The sequence below is a fragment of the Arcobacter sp. 15-2 genome (assembly GCF_047159865.1).
Taxonomy (GTDB): domain Bacteria; phylum Campylobacterota; class Campylobacteria; order Campylobacterales; family Arcobacteraceae; genus JAIOSF01.
The window spans coordinates 432,944-449,255 of the sequence record NZ_AP038804.1 but is presented as its reverse complement, the minus strand read 5'-3'; the positions used below and the strand labels follow the sequence as shown (position 1 = coordinate 449,255).

At 28.3% G+C, this 16,312-nt stretch carries 16 protein-coding genes and 1 tRNA gene; 11 read left to right on the top strand and 6 right to left on the bottom strand.

The window, feature by feature from the left end; translation table 11 throughout:
• Nucleotides 1-23 precede the first annotated feature (23 nt).
• Together murJ and ACMCMH_RS02345 are read left to right on the top strand one after the other, a co-directional pair.
• Nucleotides 24-1,394 carry a murein biosynthesis integral membrane protein MurJ gene (murJ, locus tag ACMCMH_RS02350; protein WP_412727994.1) on the top strand — a complete coding sequence of 457 codons (1,371 nt, stop codon included), beginning with the start codon at nt 24-26 and terminating at the stop codon, nt 1,392-1,394.
• Between the two features lie 46 nt (nt 1,395-1,440).
• A tRNA-Ser gene (locus ACMCMH_RS02345) sits at nt 1,441-1,528 on the top strand.
• 12 nt (nt 1,529-1,540) lie between these two features.
• Here ACMCMH_RS02345 and ACMCMH_RS02340 read toward each other — a convergent pair.
• Nucleotides 1,541-2,311: a patatin-like phospholipase family protein gene (locus ACMCMH_RS02340; RefSeq protein WP_412726702.1), complete on the bottom strand. Its 771-nt coding sequence runs from the start codon at nt 2,309-2,311 to the stop codon at nt 1,541-1,543.
• A 131-nt stretch (nt 2,312-2,442) separates the two neighbouring features.
• Between ACMCMH_RS02340 and ACMCMH_RS02335 the strand changes: the two genes are divergently transcribed.
• From ACMCMH_RS02335 to ACMCMH_RS02295, 9 genes are all read left to right on the top strand, one after another.
• Nucleotides 2,443-3,150, top strand: a complete 708-nt coding sequence (locus ACMCMH_RS02335) for an efflux RND transporter periplasmic adaptor subunit (RefSeq protein ID WP_412726700.1) — start codon at nt 2,443-2,445, stop codon at nt 3,148-3,150.
• Nucleotides 3,151-3,152: 2 nt separating this feature from the next.
• Complete coding sequence (locus tag ACMCMH_RS02330) at nt 3,153-6,185, top strand: efflux RND transporter permease subunit (RefSeq protein WP_412726698.1); 3,033 nt, start codon at nt 3,153-3,155, stop codon at nt 6,183-6,185.
• A complete protein-coding gene (locus ACMCMH_RS02325; RefSeq protein WP_412726696.1) occupies nt 6,182-6,403 on the top strand; it encodes a DUF2798 domain-containing protein in 222 nt (73 codons plus the stop codon). Before ACMCMH_RS02330 ends, ACMCMH_RS02325 begins: the two co-directional genes overlap by 4 nt.
• Before the next feature lie 130 nt (nt 6,404-6,533).
• The gene (locus tag ACMCMH_RS02320) at nt 6,534-8,423 is read left to right on the top strand and encodes a TonB-dependent receptor plug domain-containing protein (RefSeq protein WP_412726694.1); all 1,890 of its coding nucleotides are present in this window, start codon (nt 6,534-6,536) and stop codon (nt 8,421-8,423) included.
• The gene (locus ACMCMH_RS02315) at nt 8,423-8,881 is read left to right on the top strand and encodes a hypothetical protein (protein WP_412726692.1); all 459 of its coding nucleotides are present in this window, start codon (nt 8,423-8,425) and stop codon (nt 8,879-8,881) included. The genes ACMCMH_RS02320 and ACMCMH_RS02315 overlap by 1 nt, the downstream gene beginning before the upstream one ends.
• Entirely contained in the window at nt 8,881-10,050 is a 1,170-nt protein-coding gene (locus ACMCMH_RS02310; protein WP_412726690.1) for a GGDEF domain-containing protein, read from the top strand. Before ACMCMH_RS02315 ends, ACMCMH_RS02310 begins: the two co-directional genes overlap by 1 nt.
• Nucleotides 10,051-10,124: 74 nt before the next feature.
• Nucleotides 10,125-10,958: a fructose-bisphosphatase class I gene (locus ACMCMH_RS02305; RefSeq protein WP_412726688.1), complete on the top strand. Its 834-nt coding sequence runs from the start codon at nt 10,125-10,127 to the stop codon at nt 10,956-10,958.
• Nucleotides 10,958-12,064: an FAD-dependent oxidoreductase gene (locus ACMCMH_RS02300; RefSeq protein WP_412726686.1), complete on the top strand. Its 1,107-nt coding sequence runs from the start codon at nt 10,958-10,960 to the stop codon at nt 12,062-12,064. Before ACMCMH_RS02305 ends, ACMCMH_RS02300 begins: the two co-directional genes overlap by 1 nt.
• Before the next feature lie 32 nt (nt 12,065-12,096).
• Nucleotides 12,097-12,681 carry a hypothetical protein gene (locus tag ACMCMH_RS02295; RefSeq protein ID WP_412726684.1) on the top strand — a complete coding sequence of 195 codons (585 nt, stop codon included), beginning with the start codon at nt 12,097-12,099 and terminating at the stop codon, nt 12,679-12,681.
• Nucleotides 12,682-12,702: 21 nt separating this feature from the next.
• Here the strand turns inward: ACMCMH_RS02295 and ACMCMH_RS02290 are convergent, their stop codons facing one another.
• From ACMCMH_RS02290 to mobB, 5 genes are all read right to left on the bottom strand, one after another.
• Nucleotides 12,703-13,524 carry an HDOD domain-containing protein gene (locus tag ACMCMH_RS02290; protein ID WP_412726682.1) on the bottom strand — a complete coding sequence of 274 codons (822 nt, stop codon included), beginning with the start codon at nt 13,522-13,524 and terminating at the stop codon, nt 12,703-12,705.
• Between the two features lie 89 nt (nt 13,525-13,613).
• Nucleotides 13,614-14,747 (bottom strand): carboxynorspermidine decarboxylase, encoded by a 1,134-nt coding sequence (nspC, locus tag ACMCMH_RS02285; protein WP_412726680.1) that lies wholly within the window; start codon nt 14,745-14,747, stop codon nt 13,614-13,616.
• Nucleotides 14,728-14,931 (bottom strand): hypothetical protein, encoded by a 204-nt coding sequence (locus tag ACMCMH_RS02280; protein ID WP_412726678.1) that lies wholly within the window; start codon nt 14,929-14,931, stop codon nt 14,728-14,730. The genes nspC and ACMCMH_RS02280 overlap by 20 nt, the downstream gene beginning before the upstream one ends.
• 1 nt (nt 14,932) lies before the next feature.
• Nucleotides 14,933-15,775, bottom strand: coding sequence for a class 1 fructose-bisphosphatase (locus tag ACMCMH_RS02275; RefSeq protein WP_412726676.1), 843 nt, complete (start codon nt 15,773-15,775; stop codon nt 14,933-14,935).
• A gap of 9 nt (nt 15,776-15,784) precedes the next feature.
• Entirely contained in the window at nt 15,785-16,288 is a 504-nt protein-coding gene (gene mobB / locus ACMCMH_RS02270; RefSeq protein WP_412726674.1) for a molybdopterin-guanine dinucleotide biosynthesis protein B, read from the bottom strand.
• Nucleotides 16,289-16,312: the final 24 nt, after the last annotated feature.

Below are 16,312 nucleotides of genomic sequence, written 5' to 3'. Positions count from 1 at the left end.
CACTCTTGGGAAAACTTGATTAAATATCAAGTTATAAACAAATATTTACTATAATACTTTTAAAATTTATAAAGGTATCTATTATTTTAAAACACATATTCACAAACAGTGCAGGTATTTTGGTTTCGAGAATTTTGGGTTTTTTAAGGGATCTTTTAACTGCTTCAATTCTTGGGGCAAATATATATAGTGATATATTTTTTGTCGCATTTAAGCTGCCAAATTTATTTAGAAGAATATTTGCAGAAGGTGCGTTTACACAAGTATTTATACCTGCATATGCTAAAAATAACCATAAAGTAAGTTTTAGCACGATCATTTTTTTACAATTTTTAGCTTTTATTATGTTACTAAGTTTTATAGTAACAATATTTTCATCATTTTTTACAAAGGTTATTGCGATTGGGTTTAGTCAAGATATGGTTGTATTGGCTTCACCACTAGTTGCTATTTGTTTTTACTATTTACCTTTGATATTTGTGGTGACATTTTTAGCAGCTCTTTTACAGTACAAAAATCATTTTACAACAACAGCATTTTCTACCGCACTATTAAATATCTCTTTAATAGGTTCACTTCTTTTATCTCAAAATTTAGAATCTAGTCAAATCGTATATTATATGAGCTGGGGTGTTGTTGTTGGTGGAGTTTTACAAGTTCTTGTACACTTATATGCAATTAGAAAACTTAATATTAAATTTTTTACTACAAATATAAAAAAGAAAAAAAGAGATATAAAACAAAGTAAGTTTTATAAACAATTTTATCCTGCTGTTTTTGGAAGTAGTGCATCACATATTGCTGCATTTTTAGATACTTGGTTAGCTAGTTTTTTACTTTCAGGAAGTATTAGTTACCTTTATTATGCAAATAGAGTGTTTCAATTACCTTTAGCATTATTTGCAATTGCTACATCTGTTGCATTATTTCCTACAATTGCAAAGTCTATTAAAAATAATGATGAAAAAAAAGCTTTACAGTATTTAAGAAAAGCTTTTTTTATATTACTAGGACTTTTAGGTTTAGCTACTTTTATTGGTATTGTTTTTGATGAATTTATTGTTTATTTATTATTTGAAAGAGGTGCATTTGAAAGTTCTGATACAACTCAAACTGCTATTGTTCTTACTATGTATCTTGTAGGACTTTTACCTTTTGGTTTAGCAAAAATATTTTCACTTTGGTTATATTCACATGAAAAACAAGGGCTAGCTGCAAAGATTACTATGTATTCGTTAAGTTGGAATATTGTTTTATCATTAGTGTTGATCAAACCTTATGGTATTGTAGGACTTGCTCTTGCTAGTAGCTTGAGTGGTTTTGTATTGTTTCATTTAACATTGAAAGAGTTTGGATATGCAAAATTTATAGGATTATTGAAAAATAAATTGTAAAATTAGATGTTTTTTACAATTTTTAGTTATACTTCCATTTTATTGTAGAGAAGTGTCTGAGTGGCCGAAGGTGCTTCGTTGGAAGCGAAGTTTTGTGAAAGCAAACGAGGGTTCGAATCCCTTCTTCTCTGCCATATAATTACTACTTATTTAGGTATACTTGCTTTTTTCAATGTGGCTAAAGATTCCTTATATCCTTTTTGAATTAATCTTCTAATTTGATCTGTATTGATACAATTATATTCTTCTAAATTTGGTTGTAACAAAAGATTTGCTGTGTCAAGATGAATTGATGTTGCTTGCTTTGAAAGGAACTCAAAGCTATTCAATAAAACCTCTATAACATTTTTTGGTTTTTTGTATGAATGTTTTGAATTTAAGTCAACTGCAATAATGTAATTTGATCCAAACTCTTTGGCAACAGAGATAGGAACATTATCAACTATACCACCATCTACTAGCATCGTGTTTTTAATATTTACAGGTATAAAAATCCCTGGAATGCTACAACTTGCTCGAATAGCTTTCAGTAGATTTCCTTTTTTTAAAACAACTTTTTTCCCCGTAACAATATTGGTTGTTACAACTCTAAAAGGTATGCTAAGATCTTTAAATGTACAGATATTTGTGTGGGTTTGAATAAAGTGACCAACCTTCTCGTTTGACAGTAAACCTAACTTAGAAAGTGAAACCTTATAAAAATCATTCCATTTTGTATCGAGCGCTATTTTTTCAATATTTTTTGCAGATAAACCCGCACAATATAAAGCACCTATAAGAGAGCCAACACTAGTACCTGAGATAAAGTTTATCTCAATATTTAGTTCATCGATAGCTTTTAAAACACCTATATGATATGCTCCAAGAACTCCACCACCACCTAAACACAGTGCAATGTTATGTTGTTTTGTTTCCATTTGTAAACCTATGTTTTTTATAATATAACACAATTAGATTAAGAGATACTTATTACAAGGATATTATTTATAATCTAATTTTGCTATAATTGGAACTATTTTATAGAAAATATAAATTGATAGGATATTTTATGAAAAAAATAATAATGAGTAGTTTCTTCTGGGCCGTTAGTGTCGTTGCAAATCCTATTTATGCTACTTTTGATGTGGCAGCTTTTCAAAGTGCAGATGTCGCTTTTGTGAGTAGTGGAATTATTGATAAAATCGGTGTTGATATAGGTTCTGTGGTTAAAAAAAATGATCAGTTAGCAAAAATAAAAAATGATGATATTAAAGCAATGCTTCATATACATCAAACTACTCTTAAGTATGTAAAAAAAGATTATGATAGGCAAGTAAAACTTAAAAATATAATTGATCGAGCACAATTTGATAACTATGAAAAGATATATAAAAGTGCAGCCGCTCAAGTAAAATATCAACAAGAGATATTAGCTAAAACAGTTTTAAGAGCACCATTTGATGCCCTTATTATATCAAAAGAGATAGAACTTGGAGATGTAGTAAGTGCACAACAACCAAAGGCATCCTTTACTTTACAGAGTATTCATAAAAGAAAATTGATACTCCAATTTGATCAAAAATATCATAGTAAAGTAAAAGTAGGAGATTTGTATACTTATAAATTAGATGGTGATACAAGTGAATATAGTGGTATCATATCAAAAGTATATCCATACGCAAATACACAAACAAGAAAAATTAAAGCTGAGGTTTTGGTTGATGATATCGTTGTAGGTTTATTTGGTGATGGCTATATTACTAAAACAAGAGAATAAAGATGTATAAATTTGCTATAAATAGACCTATTACAACTTTGATGGCTGTTTTGACATTTATTGTTTTTGGAATGATGTCATATAAAACTATGCCAATCAATCTTTTCCCAAATGTTGATTTTCCAGTTGTAACTATCCAAACTCAATACAACGGGGCAGATGCAAGTACAGTTGAAACTAAAGTAACTGATAAAATTGAAGAGGTAGTAAGTGGAATCGATGGGATTGATAAACTTATGTCTACAAGTTATGAGGGATTGAGTGTTGTAACTATTCAGTTTGAACTTTTCAAAGATTTAGATATTGCAACAAACGATGTTCGAGATAAAATAGGAAGCCTTATCTTACCTGATGAAACAGAAAAACCTTCAGTAAAAAAACTAGGTGCAAGTGGTGCAGTTATTAGTTTGTTTGTTGCAACAAAAAATAATGATACAACTGCTTTGATGAGGTTAGCAGATGAAAAGCTCAAACCAAAACTCCAAAGAATTCAAGGGGTAGGTGAAGTAAATATTATAGGATTTCAAGATAGAGAGATACGGATATATCTCAATCCTTTTTTACTCAACAAATATAACTTGACAACTTCAGAATTGCAAAATATTATTACTTCACAAAATATCTCGCAAGGTGCTGGAAAACTTATTAATAATCAACAAGAGTTAATTGTCAAAGTAAAAGCAGATGCATTAAGCGTAGAACAACTACAAAATATACTTATTAAACCTGGTTTGAAACTTAAAGATATAGCTAAAATTGAAGATGGATTAAGTGATACAAGTAGTTTTTCATCCTTTAACGGCAACCAAGGGGTGATGTTGGAGGTTAAAAAAATATCTGGTGAAAATGTTCTTAATATTATTAATAATGTAAAAAAAATCATGCCAACACTTACCGAAATTGCAGGAGTTGATTACGAATTGCAATTGTTGCAAGACCAAAGTGATAAAATTTTGGTAAATATAAACAATGTAACTTTTGATCTTATTTATGGTTCGATTCTTGCTATTATTATTGTATTTTTCTTTTTAAGAAATGCTACGGCTACTATAACTTCAGCTTTAGCGATTCCAACTTCTATTATTGGAACATTTGCAATTATTGATTGGATGGGATATGATTTAAATCGATTAACTCTCATAGGGCTTACCTTAGCTATTGGAATATTTATTGATGATGCTATTGTTGTGATTGAAAATATTACGAAAAAACTAGAAGAGGGGATGAATCCTTTAAAAGCATCTTTTGAGGGGATAAAAGAAGTTGCTTTTTCAATTTTGGCTATCTCTTCTGTGTTGTTAGCTGTTTTTATTCCTGTTGCTTTTATGGATGGAATTGTGGGGATGTTTTTTAACTCTTTTGCAATGACTGTAGCTGCTGGTATTGTGATATCATATTTTGTTGCTGTTATGTTTATTCCAACTATTGGAGCTAGAATATTAAGTGCTAAACAGAGTAAGTTTTATTATTTTACAGAACCATTTTTTGTAAAAATAGATAAAATCTATGTTGCCATACTAAAGCCTTTGCTAAGATTTAAAGTTATTACTATTATTGTAACTATTGGACTTTTAGTTGCTTCTACAAAACTTACTGTTGGTATGGATTTTATGCCAATGGAAGACAATAGTGAATTTCAAGTATTTGTAAAAGCACCAGTTGGAACCAATATTGAAAATATGAAAAAAGATGTGCAACCACTCTTAGAAAAGATTGAACAAGATCCAGCAGTTGAGTACAGTGTTTTGTCGATTGGGTACAATAGCGCAAAAGAGATTCATAAGGCAAAAATATATGTAAAAATGAAACCAAAAGAACAAAGAGCTGGAATCTCTCAAGAAGATATGGTAATTAAATATACAAATCAATTTAAAAACTATAATAATATGGTCATAACTGTTGAAGATTTACCACCTTTTGATACGGGTAGTTCAAACGCTCCTATTCAAATAGTAGTGACAGGTGATGATTTGGATATTTTAAACGAAACTACCCAAAAAATTATGACAATGCTTTCTCATACTAATGGTGTGACAAATATTGATAGAGATTATGAATCTGGAAAACCAGAGATAAAAATTGACATCAAAAGACAAAATGCACAAAAAGTTGGTGTGAGTGCTAGTGAGATAGCAGGTATTTTAGGCAGTGCCTATTCTAGTACAGAAGCTATCTCATTTTATGAAGAGAAAGGTCGTCAGTTTGATATTACACTTCGATTTGATGATCAGTATAGAAAAAGTATCGATGATATGAAAAAACTTCAGGTGAGAAGTACCAATGGTGATTTAGTATCTTTAGAGGGTATTGTGAATTTTGAAGAAACAAAAAGCACAGCATCGATTAATAGATTTGATAGAGAGCGAAAAGTGCTTGTAACAGGAGGACTTTTTGGAGACAGTTTAAATAATGTTGTAGCTTCAATTGATAAAGAGATAACATCACTTTTACCAAAAGGGTATAACTACAGATATACAGGAGATGTAGAAAATATGGCAGATACAAATGCTGCATTTGCTGGAGCTGTCTTGTTGGCTGTTATTCTTATTTATCTTATTTTAGCTGCATTGTATGAGTCATTGATTCAACCATTTATTATTATGATCTCTATGCCTTTATCATTTACAGGAGTAATTGTAGCTCTTTATCTTACAGGTAATAGTTTTAGTTTGTTTGTAATGATTGGTATAATATTACTTTTAGGTATGGTTGGGAAAAATGCGATTTTAGTAGTTGATTTTGCAAATAAAGCTATACAAGATGGAAAAAGTGTAGATGAAGCATTGTTAGAAGCTGGTGAAAAAAGATTAAGACCAATTTTGATGACAACATTTGCAATGATTGGAGCAATGATTCCTCTAGCTTTTGGTACTGGTGCAGGAAGTGAATCAAATGCACCTATGGCGTTGGCTATTATTGGAGGGCTTATAAGTTCAACTGTATTGACACTTCTTGTTGTTCCAGCAATTTATAAGTTTATGTACCCATTAGATAGATTATTGAGAAAATTGTATGAGAGAGGAAAAGTTGAGTGATAAATAAAAAATATGAGTTTGTATTATTTGCATTTTTGATGGCACTGTTTATGTCTGGGTTTATGAGTTTAATTGTGACATTTATCAATGTAGGATTTATAGATGGAATTTTTAAAATGTGGATAGAAGCTTATTGGAAAGCTTTTTTAGTAGCATTTCCTACAATTTTTTTAGTTGTTCCTAGAGTAAGAAAGATTGTAAGTTATTTGATTAAATAGAGTTTATGAACCTTTTGAAGTATTATATAGTAGGTCTTATATTGAAAAAAAATATTTTCTTTTTGAGATATGAATAATATTTAGCGAAAAAACTATATAATTTCTATATTTTATAGTTCAAAGGTTATAGGTGAAAGTATTAGCTTTTCTTATTCTCATAGTCAATGTTATTTTTGCTAACTCATTAAATGAATTATTAAAAGAGTACAAAGACAACTCAGCTAATTCTTTAAAAACAGTGGATGAAAAAATAGGCAATGTTATCGTTTATTCACAAAAAGAACTCCGCTTAATGCAACACAATAAGTTAAGTGATGTATTAAAAGAGTTACCTCTTTTAAATCTTAATAAAAATCGCTATGGTATTTCAACTCCTTCTTTAGCAACCACAAAAGCAACATTAAGTGGATTTTTTAGGTTGTATATTAATGATCAAGAGGTAAGTTCTATCCATACTCAATCATTTGCAACATCTTGGGGTGAAATGCCTTTAGACTTTGTTGATTATATTGAAGTATATTATGGGGATAGCTCTTTTTCTCTTGGGAGTGAAACAGGCATATATTTTATAAGAGTATATACAAAATCTGCAAATAAAGAAAACTCTACAGAACTAAAAACAATATTTTCAAATAATAATTCATTGAGTCAAAGTCTAACCCATTCTGATGTTTTTACGAATGATTGGTCTTATCTACTTTTTCTAAATCAAAGTACAACAAAAGATGACAATAGCTATAAAAATCAAAAGCTAAAAAACGATATGAAAAGTAGATATTTTTATATAGATTTGACTAATGATACCACAAAAATAAATCTTTCTTATGTCGATATACAAAAAGATAATTATATGGGACTTTCAAAAGATGTTGTTCCTCAACAAGGGGAAATAAAAACACAAGATTATTTTATAAATTTTAGTAAATATTTATTAGAAGACAAATCCCTTAAAATCGGTGCATCTTATACTATTAATACAAGAGAACATGAAGAAGAAGATGATGAACTTCTTCCTATACCTGCTGCAAATGGAAATACACTTCAAGAATATCAAGAAAATCTCAAATTTACAAAAACAACTGGATATATCTCTAAAAAGTTAAATTTGGGAAGTAATAAACTTTTGACATCATTTCATATAAAAAATAAAACATACAAGATCAAAAATAGTAAAATAGTAACTTCACGAAATACAAAAAAAGAGACGACATATTCTTTTACATTAGAAGATGAATTAAAAATAAATAATGATTTTATGCTAATCGGTAATTTAAAATATGATAAATACAAGAGAGACGATTATTTAGAAGATGAAAATGAAGAGATGTATAGAATTGGCTTTATCTATACACCATTTCGTAATTTTGGTATAAAATCATTTTATACTAAAACCTATTTGCCCCCAACTTTTTATAATGTAGATTTTGTATCAAAAACTAATAAAAACATACAAACGCAACAATATAAGTTTTTTGTTACTGAGGCTGTTTTCACAACTGAGAAATCAAAACTTGGAATAACTTATCACAATGTAAAAATTGATGATTTTATTTATTATTTGAACAATCCGTTTGTTCCGGGTTTTATAAATATTGATCATCAAATCCAAACTGAAGGATTGATGTTTAATTATAAATATAATATATCCGAGCAAAATGATGTCACAATTAATTATTATATGACAAAAACTAGTGAAACATCAAATAATACTGAAGATGGTGGGTATATTAAATTTATGGGAAGATATTCTTCATTTGAATATTTTGCTTCTATTATTTATAAAGAGGGATATAGTTTTAAACCAACTAATGGTATAAATCATGTTGTAGTTGATGATAGTTTCGATTTAAACTTAGGAGCAACATATTACTATACAAAAGATTTGAGCTTTAGTCTCAAAGGTGAAAATCTATTAAAAGAGTCTACAGAATCATTGTTTTTTGATGGACAAAAAAATGAAAATTTTTCTTTAGATGACTTTGGTAGAACGCTTTCATTATCTGTGAAATGGGTATTTTAATGAGAAATTTAATTTTAATTATTGCACTTTTCTCTTTGTCTTATTCCGATACATATACTTTTTTGGTTAATAAATATGATAAAGAGATGGAACTCGAATCTAAAATTATTAAAAAAATAACAAATATAACTGTAAAACAAAAAGTGGTTTTATTTATCCCTAAAATAACAAAAAGTGAAGTCAAATTTTATTCGAAGTTGTTTACTTTATCTAATAATTGTGAAGAAGCAAATTTTATCTTTGTGAAAAAGAATATTACAAAAGACTCTCTTTGCAAAAATAAATCAGGTAAATTATATTTTACAAATAATTATAAAAAACTTTTAAATAATAAAGATTATTTTGGTGCATTTTTTTGGAGTAAAAGTAGACCCAATATAGTATTTATAAAAAAGAGACTTGATAAGATGTTAATATCGTTGCCAAATAGTTATAAACAATTTATAGAAGATATATAATGAGTACTATAAAATTCTTATATAGTTCAAAATTGAAAGTATTTGTTTCATTTTTAATTGCATTTATTTTATTTTTTTTATTGTACGAAACAATTAATTTAGAACAAAAAATAGAAAAAAATATGCTTGAGATATCAACTTCAGATGTCTTTTCCATTACAAAAAACAATGCTTTAGAGATCAAAAGATTACTGGGTGTAAGTGATGATTATGTAAAAGATATACAAGCGAATGTCAATCTACAAAAGCGTATAGAGCAAAAACTAAAACTTTTAATTACAAGTAATATTAAATATGCATATCTTTTATACAAAGATAAAAATGAAACATTTCGTTTTTTAGTTGATGCTTCAAATCCTGATGAAAAAGCCTTAATGAATCAGAAATTTGATGTAGATAGTCAAGAATGGTTTGATATTTATGTTGATAAAAAAGAGCGATTTATACAGCATGAATTTTTAAAGAGTTTATCTATTAGTTTTCTTGTTCCAATAATAAAAGAAGACACCGTTGAGTTAGTTTTAGCAATAGATTTTTCATTAAAAAAAGTTGAAAATATAAATAGTGTAATACAATTAATGCAAAATGCAATAGTAGTGATTTTAGCTATTTTATTTTTATTTTTTACTGTATTAATTATCCAATCATTTAATTATCATCAAGTTAAAAAAACTGCTTATATTGATAAACTTACAAATGTTTATAATCGGAATTATCTTCAGGAGAAAGAGGGGAGTATTCAACTAGAAAATTATATTTTAGGAGTCATAGATATAGACTACTTTAAAAAAGTAAATGATACTTATGGCCATAATATTGGTGATCTAGTTTTGAAAAAAACTGCTGGTGTTATATTAAACACGATTAGAAGTGTAAATGAAGAAGATATTGTGATTCGATATGGTGGTGAAGAGTTTATAGTTTTAGTGAAAAAATCAGCAAAACAAAAAATGAAGAGTAGATATAGAGTATTTAACAGAATACTAAAAAATATAGAACAATATAAATTTAAAATATCAGAAACAGAGGATTTAAGCATAACAGTTTCTATAGGAGTAACCCTCAATCCAAATAAATACACTAACTTCTCAGAAGCCTTTAAAGTAGCTGATTCTGCACTTTATAAAGTAAAAGAGAACGGTCGAAACAATATAGAGATAGTAGAGTAATTATCAGCATAAGATTATTAATATTTAGCTAAAATTCCCATAAAGATATTAATACCAATCCAAAGGATTTAGAAATGAACAATGTGTTTACAGCTATAACAAATATTGCAAAGGTGATAGATAAAAGAGTATTTAAAAATTATGATGAATTTGTTATTCCTAATGACTTAACACAAACAAATCTGAATATACAAGAATTTTGTGACAAAATTGCACGAGAAGAATTTAAATCAGTTCCAAGTATTAAAGCTATTGTAACTCAAGATGATAAAAAAACAGAAGTATTAAATGAAGATGGACAATATATTGTGAGTTTTATCTCGATTGACAATATGGATTTACTTGATCTTGGTTTTTCAGTAGGAAGTATTTTTGGAGTTTATGATAAAGAGATTGAAGGGCATAGTTTAGTAGCAGCATCTTATGTGACTTATGGACCGACATTTCAGCTTGTTTATGCGACACAAGATTTAGGTGTAGAGTTTTATTCTTTTGATGGTGATAAATTTATAGATATCAAACCTTTTAAGCTTGATAATAAAGGAAAAATCAACTCAACTGATGGTGATGTTGCCACATTTGATGCAAAACATAAAGCGCTTATTCAGAGTTTATTTGATGAAGGATATCGATTAAGAATTAGTAATTCTCTTTCATTAGATATGCATCAAATTTTATTTAAAAGGGGAGGGCTTTACTCTTCTCCAAAAACATCAAAAGATCCAAATGGTACATTTGATTTAGTATTTGAGGCATATCCTATAGCATATATTATAGAACTTGCTGGTGGAGAAGCAATTGATGGAATAAATAATATATCAGATTTAAAAATTGATGGTGATATCTCTAAAAAAACACCGATATATTTTGGATCTAAATATGAGATAGGAAAAGTTAAACAATCTTAATGAAGAGTTATGAGTATATTATCGTAGGTGCTGGTATCTCAGGTTGCTCTACGGCATACGAGCTTTCAAAACATAGTAACAGTATACTTATTATAGATAAGAATTCGGGTATAGCCCAAGGAGCTTCTGGAGCTGCTGGTGCTTTTTTATCTCCTTTATTAGGAAAACCAAATTTATTTAAAAATTTAGTATCAAAGTCATTAGAATATTCAACGAAATTTTATCAAAAAAACTTCCCTTTACATATCAATAATTGTGGAACAACTAGAATTCCTCAAAATGAAGAAGATGAAAAAAAGTTCCAAGAGTATATTCCATATATGGACTTTCCTTATATAAAAGAGAAAGATGGTTATTTTTTTCCTATAGGAAGTGTTGTTGATAGTTCAAATGTATGTGAATCAATGATTAAATCTTCTTCTATGATAGAAAAAAAATTTAATTATGAAGTGACTAGTGTTGAAAATTTAAAAGATGTTTGGATTATAAACAATGATATAGAAACTCAAAACATTATTTTTACAACGGGTAGTGATTTTTCTTTGATAGATCAATTTTATTTAAATATTAGAGGTGTGTGGGGACAAAGAATAGATATCAGTACTTCAAGTTCATTTACTCATAATTATCATAAGGCATGTTCAATTTCTCAAAGTAAGATTTTAAACAAGGAAAAAAACCTTGTTTCTATTGGTGCAACACATCACCGTAATAAAGAAGATATTATAAATACCGTACAAAATACAAATGAACTTTTGAAAAAAGCAAATGATATACAAGAACTAAAAGATGTTGAGGTTTTAAATCATTATATTGGTGCAAGAGCTTGTAGTAATGACTATTTTCCTGTTGTAGGTAGTATAATTGATAGTCAAAAAACATTAGATGAGTTTCCTTATTTGATCAATGGTACACATGTTGAAAGTAAAAGATTTACACGATTTAAAAATGGATATGTTTTAACTGGTGTAGGTGGCAGAGGATTTGTTTTAGCTCCCTATCTAGCAAAACGATTAGTAGAAAGTATTATAAATAATAAAGAGATAGAATCTAGTATTAGTGTTGATAGACTATTTAGAAGAGAAGTTAAACGCTGTAAAAAGTAATATTGGAGATTTACTCCAAAAAAGGAATTAAGATGAAAATATGGTCAACAATCAAGCTTATTTTAATTAGTGCTATTGCATTAATAGTATTAACATTTTTAACAGTTGATACCCCTAAAAAAATAGAAAAAAAAGAGATAACCTTACAAGACTTGCCTAAAACAGTTGAGCTAATTGGTTTTGAAGAGCAAGAATTTAATGCAGCTAGTATTATTAAAAAAGATATTCTCATTTTTGTTGGAAATCATGAATCAATTGTACTAGCAGATAAACTAGATAAGATGCTTAATGTATCAGTAGGTAAATTTGTAATTGTTTCGAATATCTCTGATGCACCTTGGTTTATAAAAAGATGGCAAGCGCATACAAAGAATACAAAGTTAAAAGGTGAAAAAAATATTCCATGGATTTATGATAGGGATGGAAAGATTAGAAATTTTCTTCAAGTACCTACAACAGATGCTTTAAAATATTTTATTTATAAAGTTGATAATAATGGTATAGTGAAAAGTATTTATATAGGTAAAGTAAAACCTGGTACTATTGATGGAAAAATGAATGAAAAAGAGATAAACGACAATTTAAAAGAGGCAATAAAGAGTATAAATAAGAATTAGAAGAAAACTCTTCTGATTCTTTTATTCATCAAGCATTCTATCTTGTAGTTTTTCAATCCCTTTTTCAAGAAATCTAGTTTCTAAACCAAAAGACTTTGCTTTGCTTATTCCTTCTTCAGAAAAATTATCTGCCATTGGGTTTGTTACATTACAAATTGTTGTAACTACATTTAAAATTTGGGCTTCTTTTTTATATTTTTCAGGACAGTTGTCTATATCATGAACATGTGCAATTGTTTCTACTAAACTTTCACTTAAATTCCAGTGTTTAAAAATAGAAGATGTAACTTGAGTAGAGCAAGCACCAAAATATTCTTTTTCTATTTCAGAAATTTCATGTGGTTTTTGTTTAATTTTGTTATGAAATTCGTCAGCAATACCTTTTTCTGTAGCTAGTCCAGCCAATACAAATCTTCCTGTTTCTGCTAAAAATGCTGGCAATAATAATTCTTCTTTTAGTAGATTGTCAGTTTTCCCTATCCACTCTTTTAAAAGATTTGATGACATATTTGCCAATCTCATAAATCCATCAGCTGTCATAGCATATGCTCTTAAATCTGTATCAAATGCATTTTTTATTGCACTACCAAATGCTATAGATAAAGTGAAATTTACTCCTAAAAGATGTATAGCTCTACTTGGATTTTCTACTTTATTATTAAAACCGAACATAGCAGAATTAGATACTTTTAATAATGTTGCGATTATTAGAGGATCTTGTTCTAGTATTTTTAGTAAAATATCTAGGTCTTTATTTGAAGACTTTTTAAATTCTTCTAATTCTATTATGGTTTTAGGTAACGGTGGCAAAGAATCTATCTTTTTTAATAATATATCATTCATTAAATATCCTACTTGTATTTTCATAATTATAGCATATTAAATCTATAATTAATTTGATATAGAGAATTATTGGAGTGAAATGATAGAATTTAAGAGAGTCTATCCTTGTAACTTTCATAAGAATAATAGCGAATAAGATTTATTTCATTGTTCTTTTGTTTAATAGCAATTGATGGAAGGTTAATTCCATTAAAAGTTGTTGTTTTTACCATTGTATAATGAATCATATCTTCTAATATTATTTTATCGCCTATCATAAGTTGTCTATCAAATGAATAGTCACCTATAATATCCCCTGCAAGACAAGTATTTCCAGCTAATTTATAAGTATACTTTTTTTTGAAAGGGATTTCAGCGTCTCTTATATCTGGACGATATGGCATGGCTAAAGTATCTGGCATATGACACTCTGCACTTGTATCTAAAATAGCAATTTTCATACCATTTTCAACAATATCTAATACTGTGGCTTCTAAATAACCTGTTTGCCAACCGATCGCTTCTCCTGGTTCTAAGTAAATTTCTAAATGAGGATATTTTTGTTTAAAATTTTGTAAAAGTGTAATTAGTTTTTTAGTATTATAATCTTTTCGTGTTATATGATGTCCACCTCCAAAATTAACCCATTTTAGATTATGAAAAAAATGAGAAAAATTATTTTCAAATTTATCAAGTACTAATTGTAACGCATCAACATCTTGCTCACATAAGGCATGAAAGTGGAAACCTTCAATTATACTAGGTAACTTTTTGGGAAATTGATTTTTAATAATACCTAATCTACTATGCATCCCACAAGGATTATACAAATCAATATCAACTGTTGAACATTCAGGATTTACTCTAATACCTATACTATTATGAGGTTTGATTTGATTTTTATATTTTTCTAATTGATTAAAAGAATTGAATATAATATGATTTGAAATTTCTGTAATTTTTTCAAACTCATCTGGTTTAAACGCCGGAGAATAGGTATGGACTTCGCCTCCAAACTCTTTTTGTGCAAGTAATGCTTCATTTAAACCACTAGCGCAACACCCTTTAAGATATTTTTTACAAAGTTCAAAAGTTGAATACATTGCAAAACCTTTGAGTGCTAATAAAATTGTTACATCAGCTTCTTTTTGTATTTTACCCAATAAAATCAAATTTTTTTCTAATTTTTCTTCTTCACATACAAAGCAAGGACTTGGCAACTTTTTAAAATTCAAATCCACCACCACTTCCTTTATTCATACTTTCATAAACTACTTTAATGTACTTATCTCTTGTCGTACATTCAAGTAAGTGTTCACATTTCATACATGAATCTAAACTCTTTTCTAATTGACACTTTTTTAAAATTAAAAGTTCTGCGTCAAGTGCCACTTGCCATTTATCTTTTTGAGTAGGAATCTCTTTCATTTTATAATTTGTAAGCTTCTATTACTCTATTTATCTCTAAATTACTACCGAAAAAACAAGGTGATGTATCATGAATATGTTCAGTTGTTATGTTTAAAACTCTTGCTTGCCCATCAGTTGCACCACCTCCTGCTGTTTCAAAAATATGTGCAAATGGAAATACTTCGAAAAGTTGACGCAATTTTCCTTTTGGTTTATCACTAGCCCCAGGATAAGAGAATAATCCTCCCCCTCGTACTAAAATATGGTGTAAATCTGGAACCATCCCTCCACTATATGTAAGTTCATAATCTTCTTCAAACATCACATCAATCATTTTTTTATGATGTGGGTACCAACACATTTGTGTCGAACCTGGTGAGTTTAAATTTCCTGATGGATTCATATAAATATTTTTTACATAATAAAACTCTTCGTTACTTTTCATTCTATAAAGTTTTACAGTTTCACCATCACAAATTACCATCTCTATTCTTGGTCCAAATACTATATAAACCGATGCAACAATATTTTTACCTGTAAAATCGTTTTTGTAAATGCCATAAATAGAACCAACAGATAAGTTTACATCTACTAAACTACTACCATCAAGTGGATCATATGCGATTAAGTATTCTCCCTCTTCATTAATATTAATAATATGTTCTTGCTCTTCACTTACTATTTTTTTTATAGATTTGAGTTGTTTGAAATTATTTTCTATAACTTGATCACTTATAATATCAAGTTTAAGCTGTGTGTCCCCAGTGGCATTTTGCTCTTCACTTTTTCCCATATCACCTTTTTCAATGATTTTTTGTATCTCAATTGTTGACTTCTTTATTGATTCTATTATTTCATTCATATCTATCCTTTATACTTCTTTTGCGTTATTTTTTATCCACTTTATAATTGCACTTGTATCATTTAAATCCAAAGTATCCATATTTAAAGGGAGATCCTTTTGGTTAATAGTATGATCAATAGCAAGTATATCACTCACTTCAAAATATTTTTCATCTAAAGATTCTCTTTGTATACAAATACGAGGTAATGGAATAGTTTTGAGTCCCTCAACTAATAAAAAATCAAAATGGTTGAAAGATTTTATTATCTCATCTATACTTGAAGTTTGTTTTTTAAATATAGTTGTTTTATGAGGCGATACAACAGCTACCTCTGCACCTGTTTTGGAAAATCTAAAACTATCTTTTCCTTCTTTATCAAATGTTGCTTTATCTTTTGGATCATTTTTTATGATGGCAACTTTATAATCCTCTTTTTGTAAAGCTATTGATATTTTTTCTATTAAAGTAGTTTTACCACTATTTGAAGGTCCTGTAAATGCTACTGCTAATTTTTTTATTTTTTTATTCATAAATACAATTATATCTAATTATAC

What these genes read in the sequence shown, in the direction of transcription:
- ACMCMH_RS02340 (WP_412726702.1), bottom strand. Translation starts at nt 2,311, where the DNA reads ATGGAAACAAAACAACATAACATTGCACTGTGTTTAGGTGGTGGTGGA.
- ACMCMH_RS02335 (WP_412726700.1), top strand. Translation starts at nt 2,443, where the DNA reads ATGAAAAAAATAATAATGAGTAGTTTCTTCTGGGCCGTTAGTGTCGTT.
- ACMCMH_RS02330 (WP_412726698.1), top strand. Translation starts at nt 3,153, where the DNA reads ATGTATAAATTTGCTATAAATAGACCTATTACAACTTTGATGGCTGTT.
- ACMCMH_RS02315 (WP_412726692.1), top strand. Translation starts at nt 8,423, where the DNA reads ATGAGAAATTTAATTTTAATTATTGCACTTTTCTCTTTGTCTTATTCC.
- ACMCMH_RS02310 (WP_412726690.1), top strand. Translation starts at nt 8,881, where the DNA reads ATGAGTACTATAAAATTCTTATATAGTTCAAAATTGAAAGTATTTGTT.
- ACMCMH_RS02305 (WP_412726688.1), top strand. Translation starts at nt 10,125, where the DNA reads ATGAACAATGTGTTTACAGCTATAACAAATATTGCAAAGGTGATAGAT.
- ACMCMH_RS02300 (WP_412726686.1), top strand. Translation starts at nt 10,958, where the DNA reads ATGAAGAGTTATGAGTATATTATCGTAGGTGCTGGTATCTCAGGTTGC.
- ACMCMH_RS02295 (WP_412726684.1), top strand. Translation starts at nt 12,097, where the DNA reads ATGAAAATATGGTCAACAATCAAGCTTATTTTAATTAGTGCTATTGCA.
- ACMCMH_RS02290 (WP_412726682.1), bottom strand. Translation starts at nt 13,524, where the DNA reads ATGAATGATATATTATTAAAAAAGATAGATTCTTTGCCACCGTTACCT.
- ACMCMH_RS02280 (WP_412726678.1), bottom strand. Translation starts at nt 14,931, where the DNA reads ATGAAAGAGATTCCTACTCAAAAAGATAAATGGCAAGTGGCACTTGAC.
- ACMCMH_RS02275 (WP_412726676.1), bottom strand. Translation starts at nt 15,775, where the DNA reads ATGAATGAAATAATAGAATCAATAAAGAAGTCAACAATTGAGATACAA.
- mobB (WP_412726674.1), bottom strand. Translation starts at nt 16,288, where the DNA reads ATGAATAAAAAAATAAAAAAATTAGCAGTAGCATTTACAGGACCTTCA.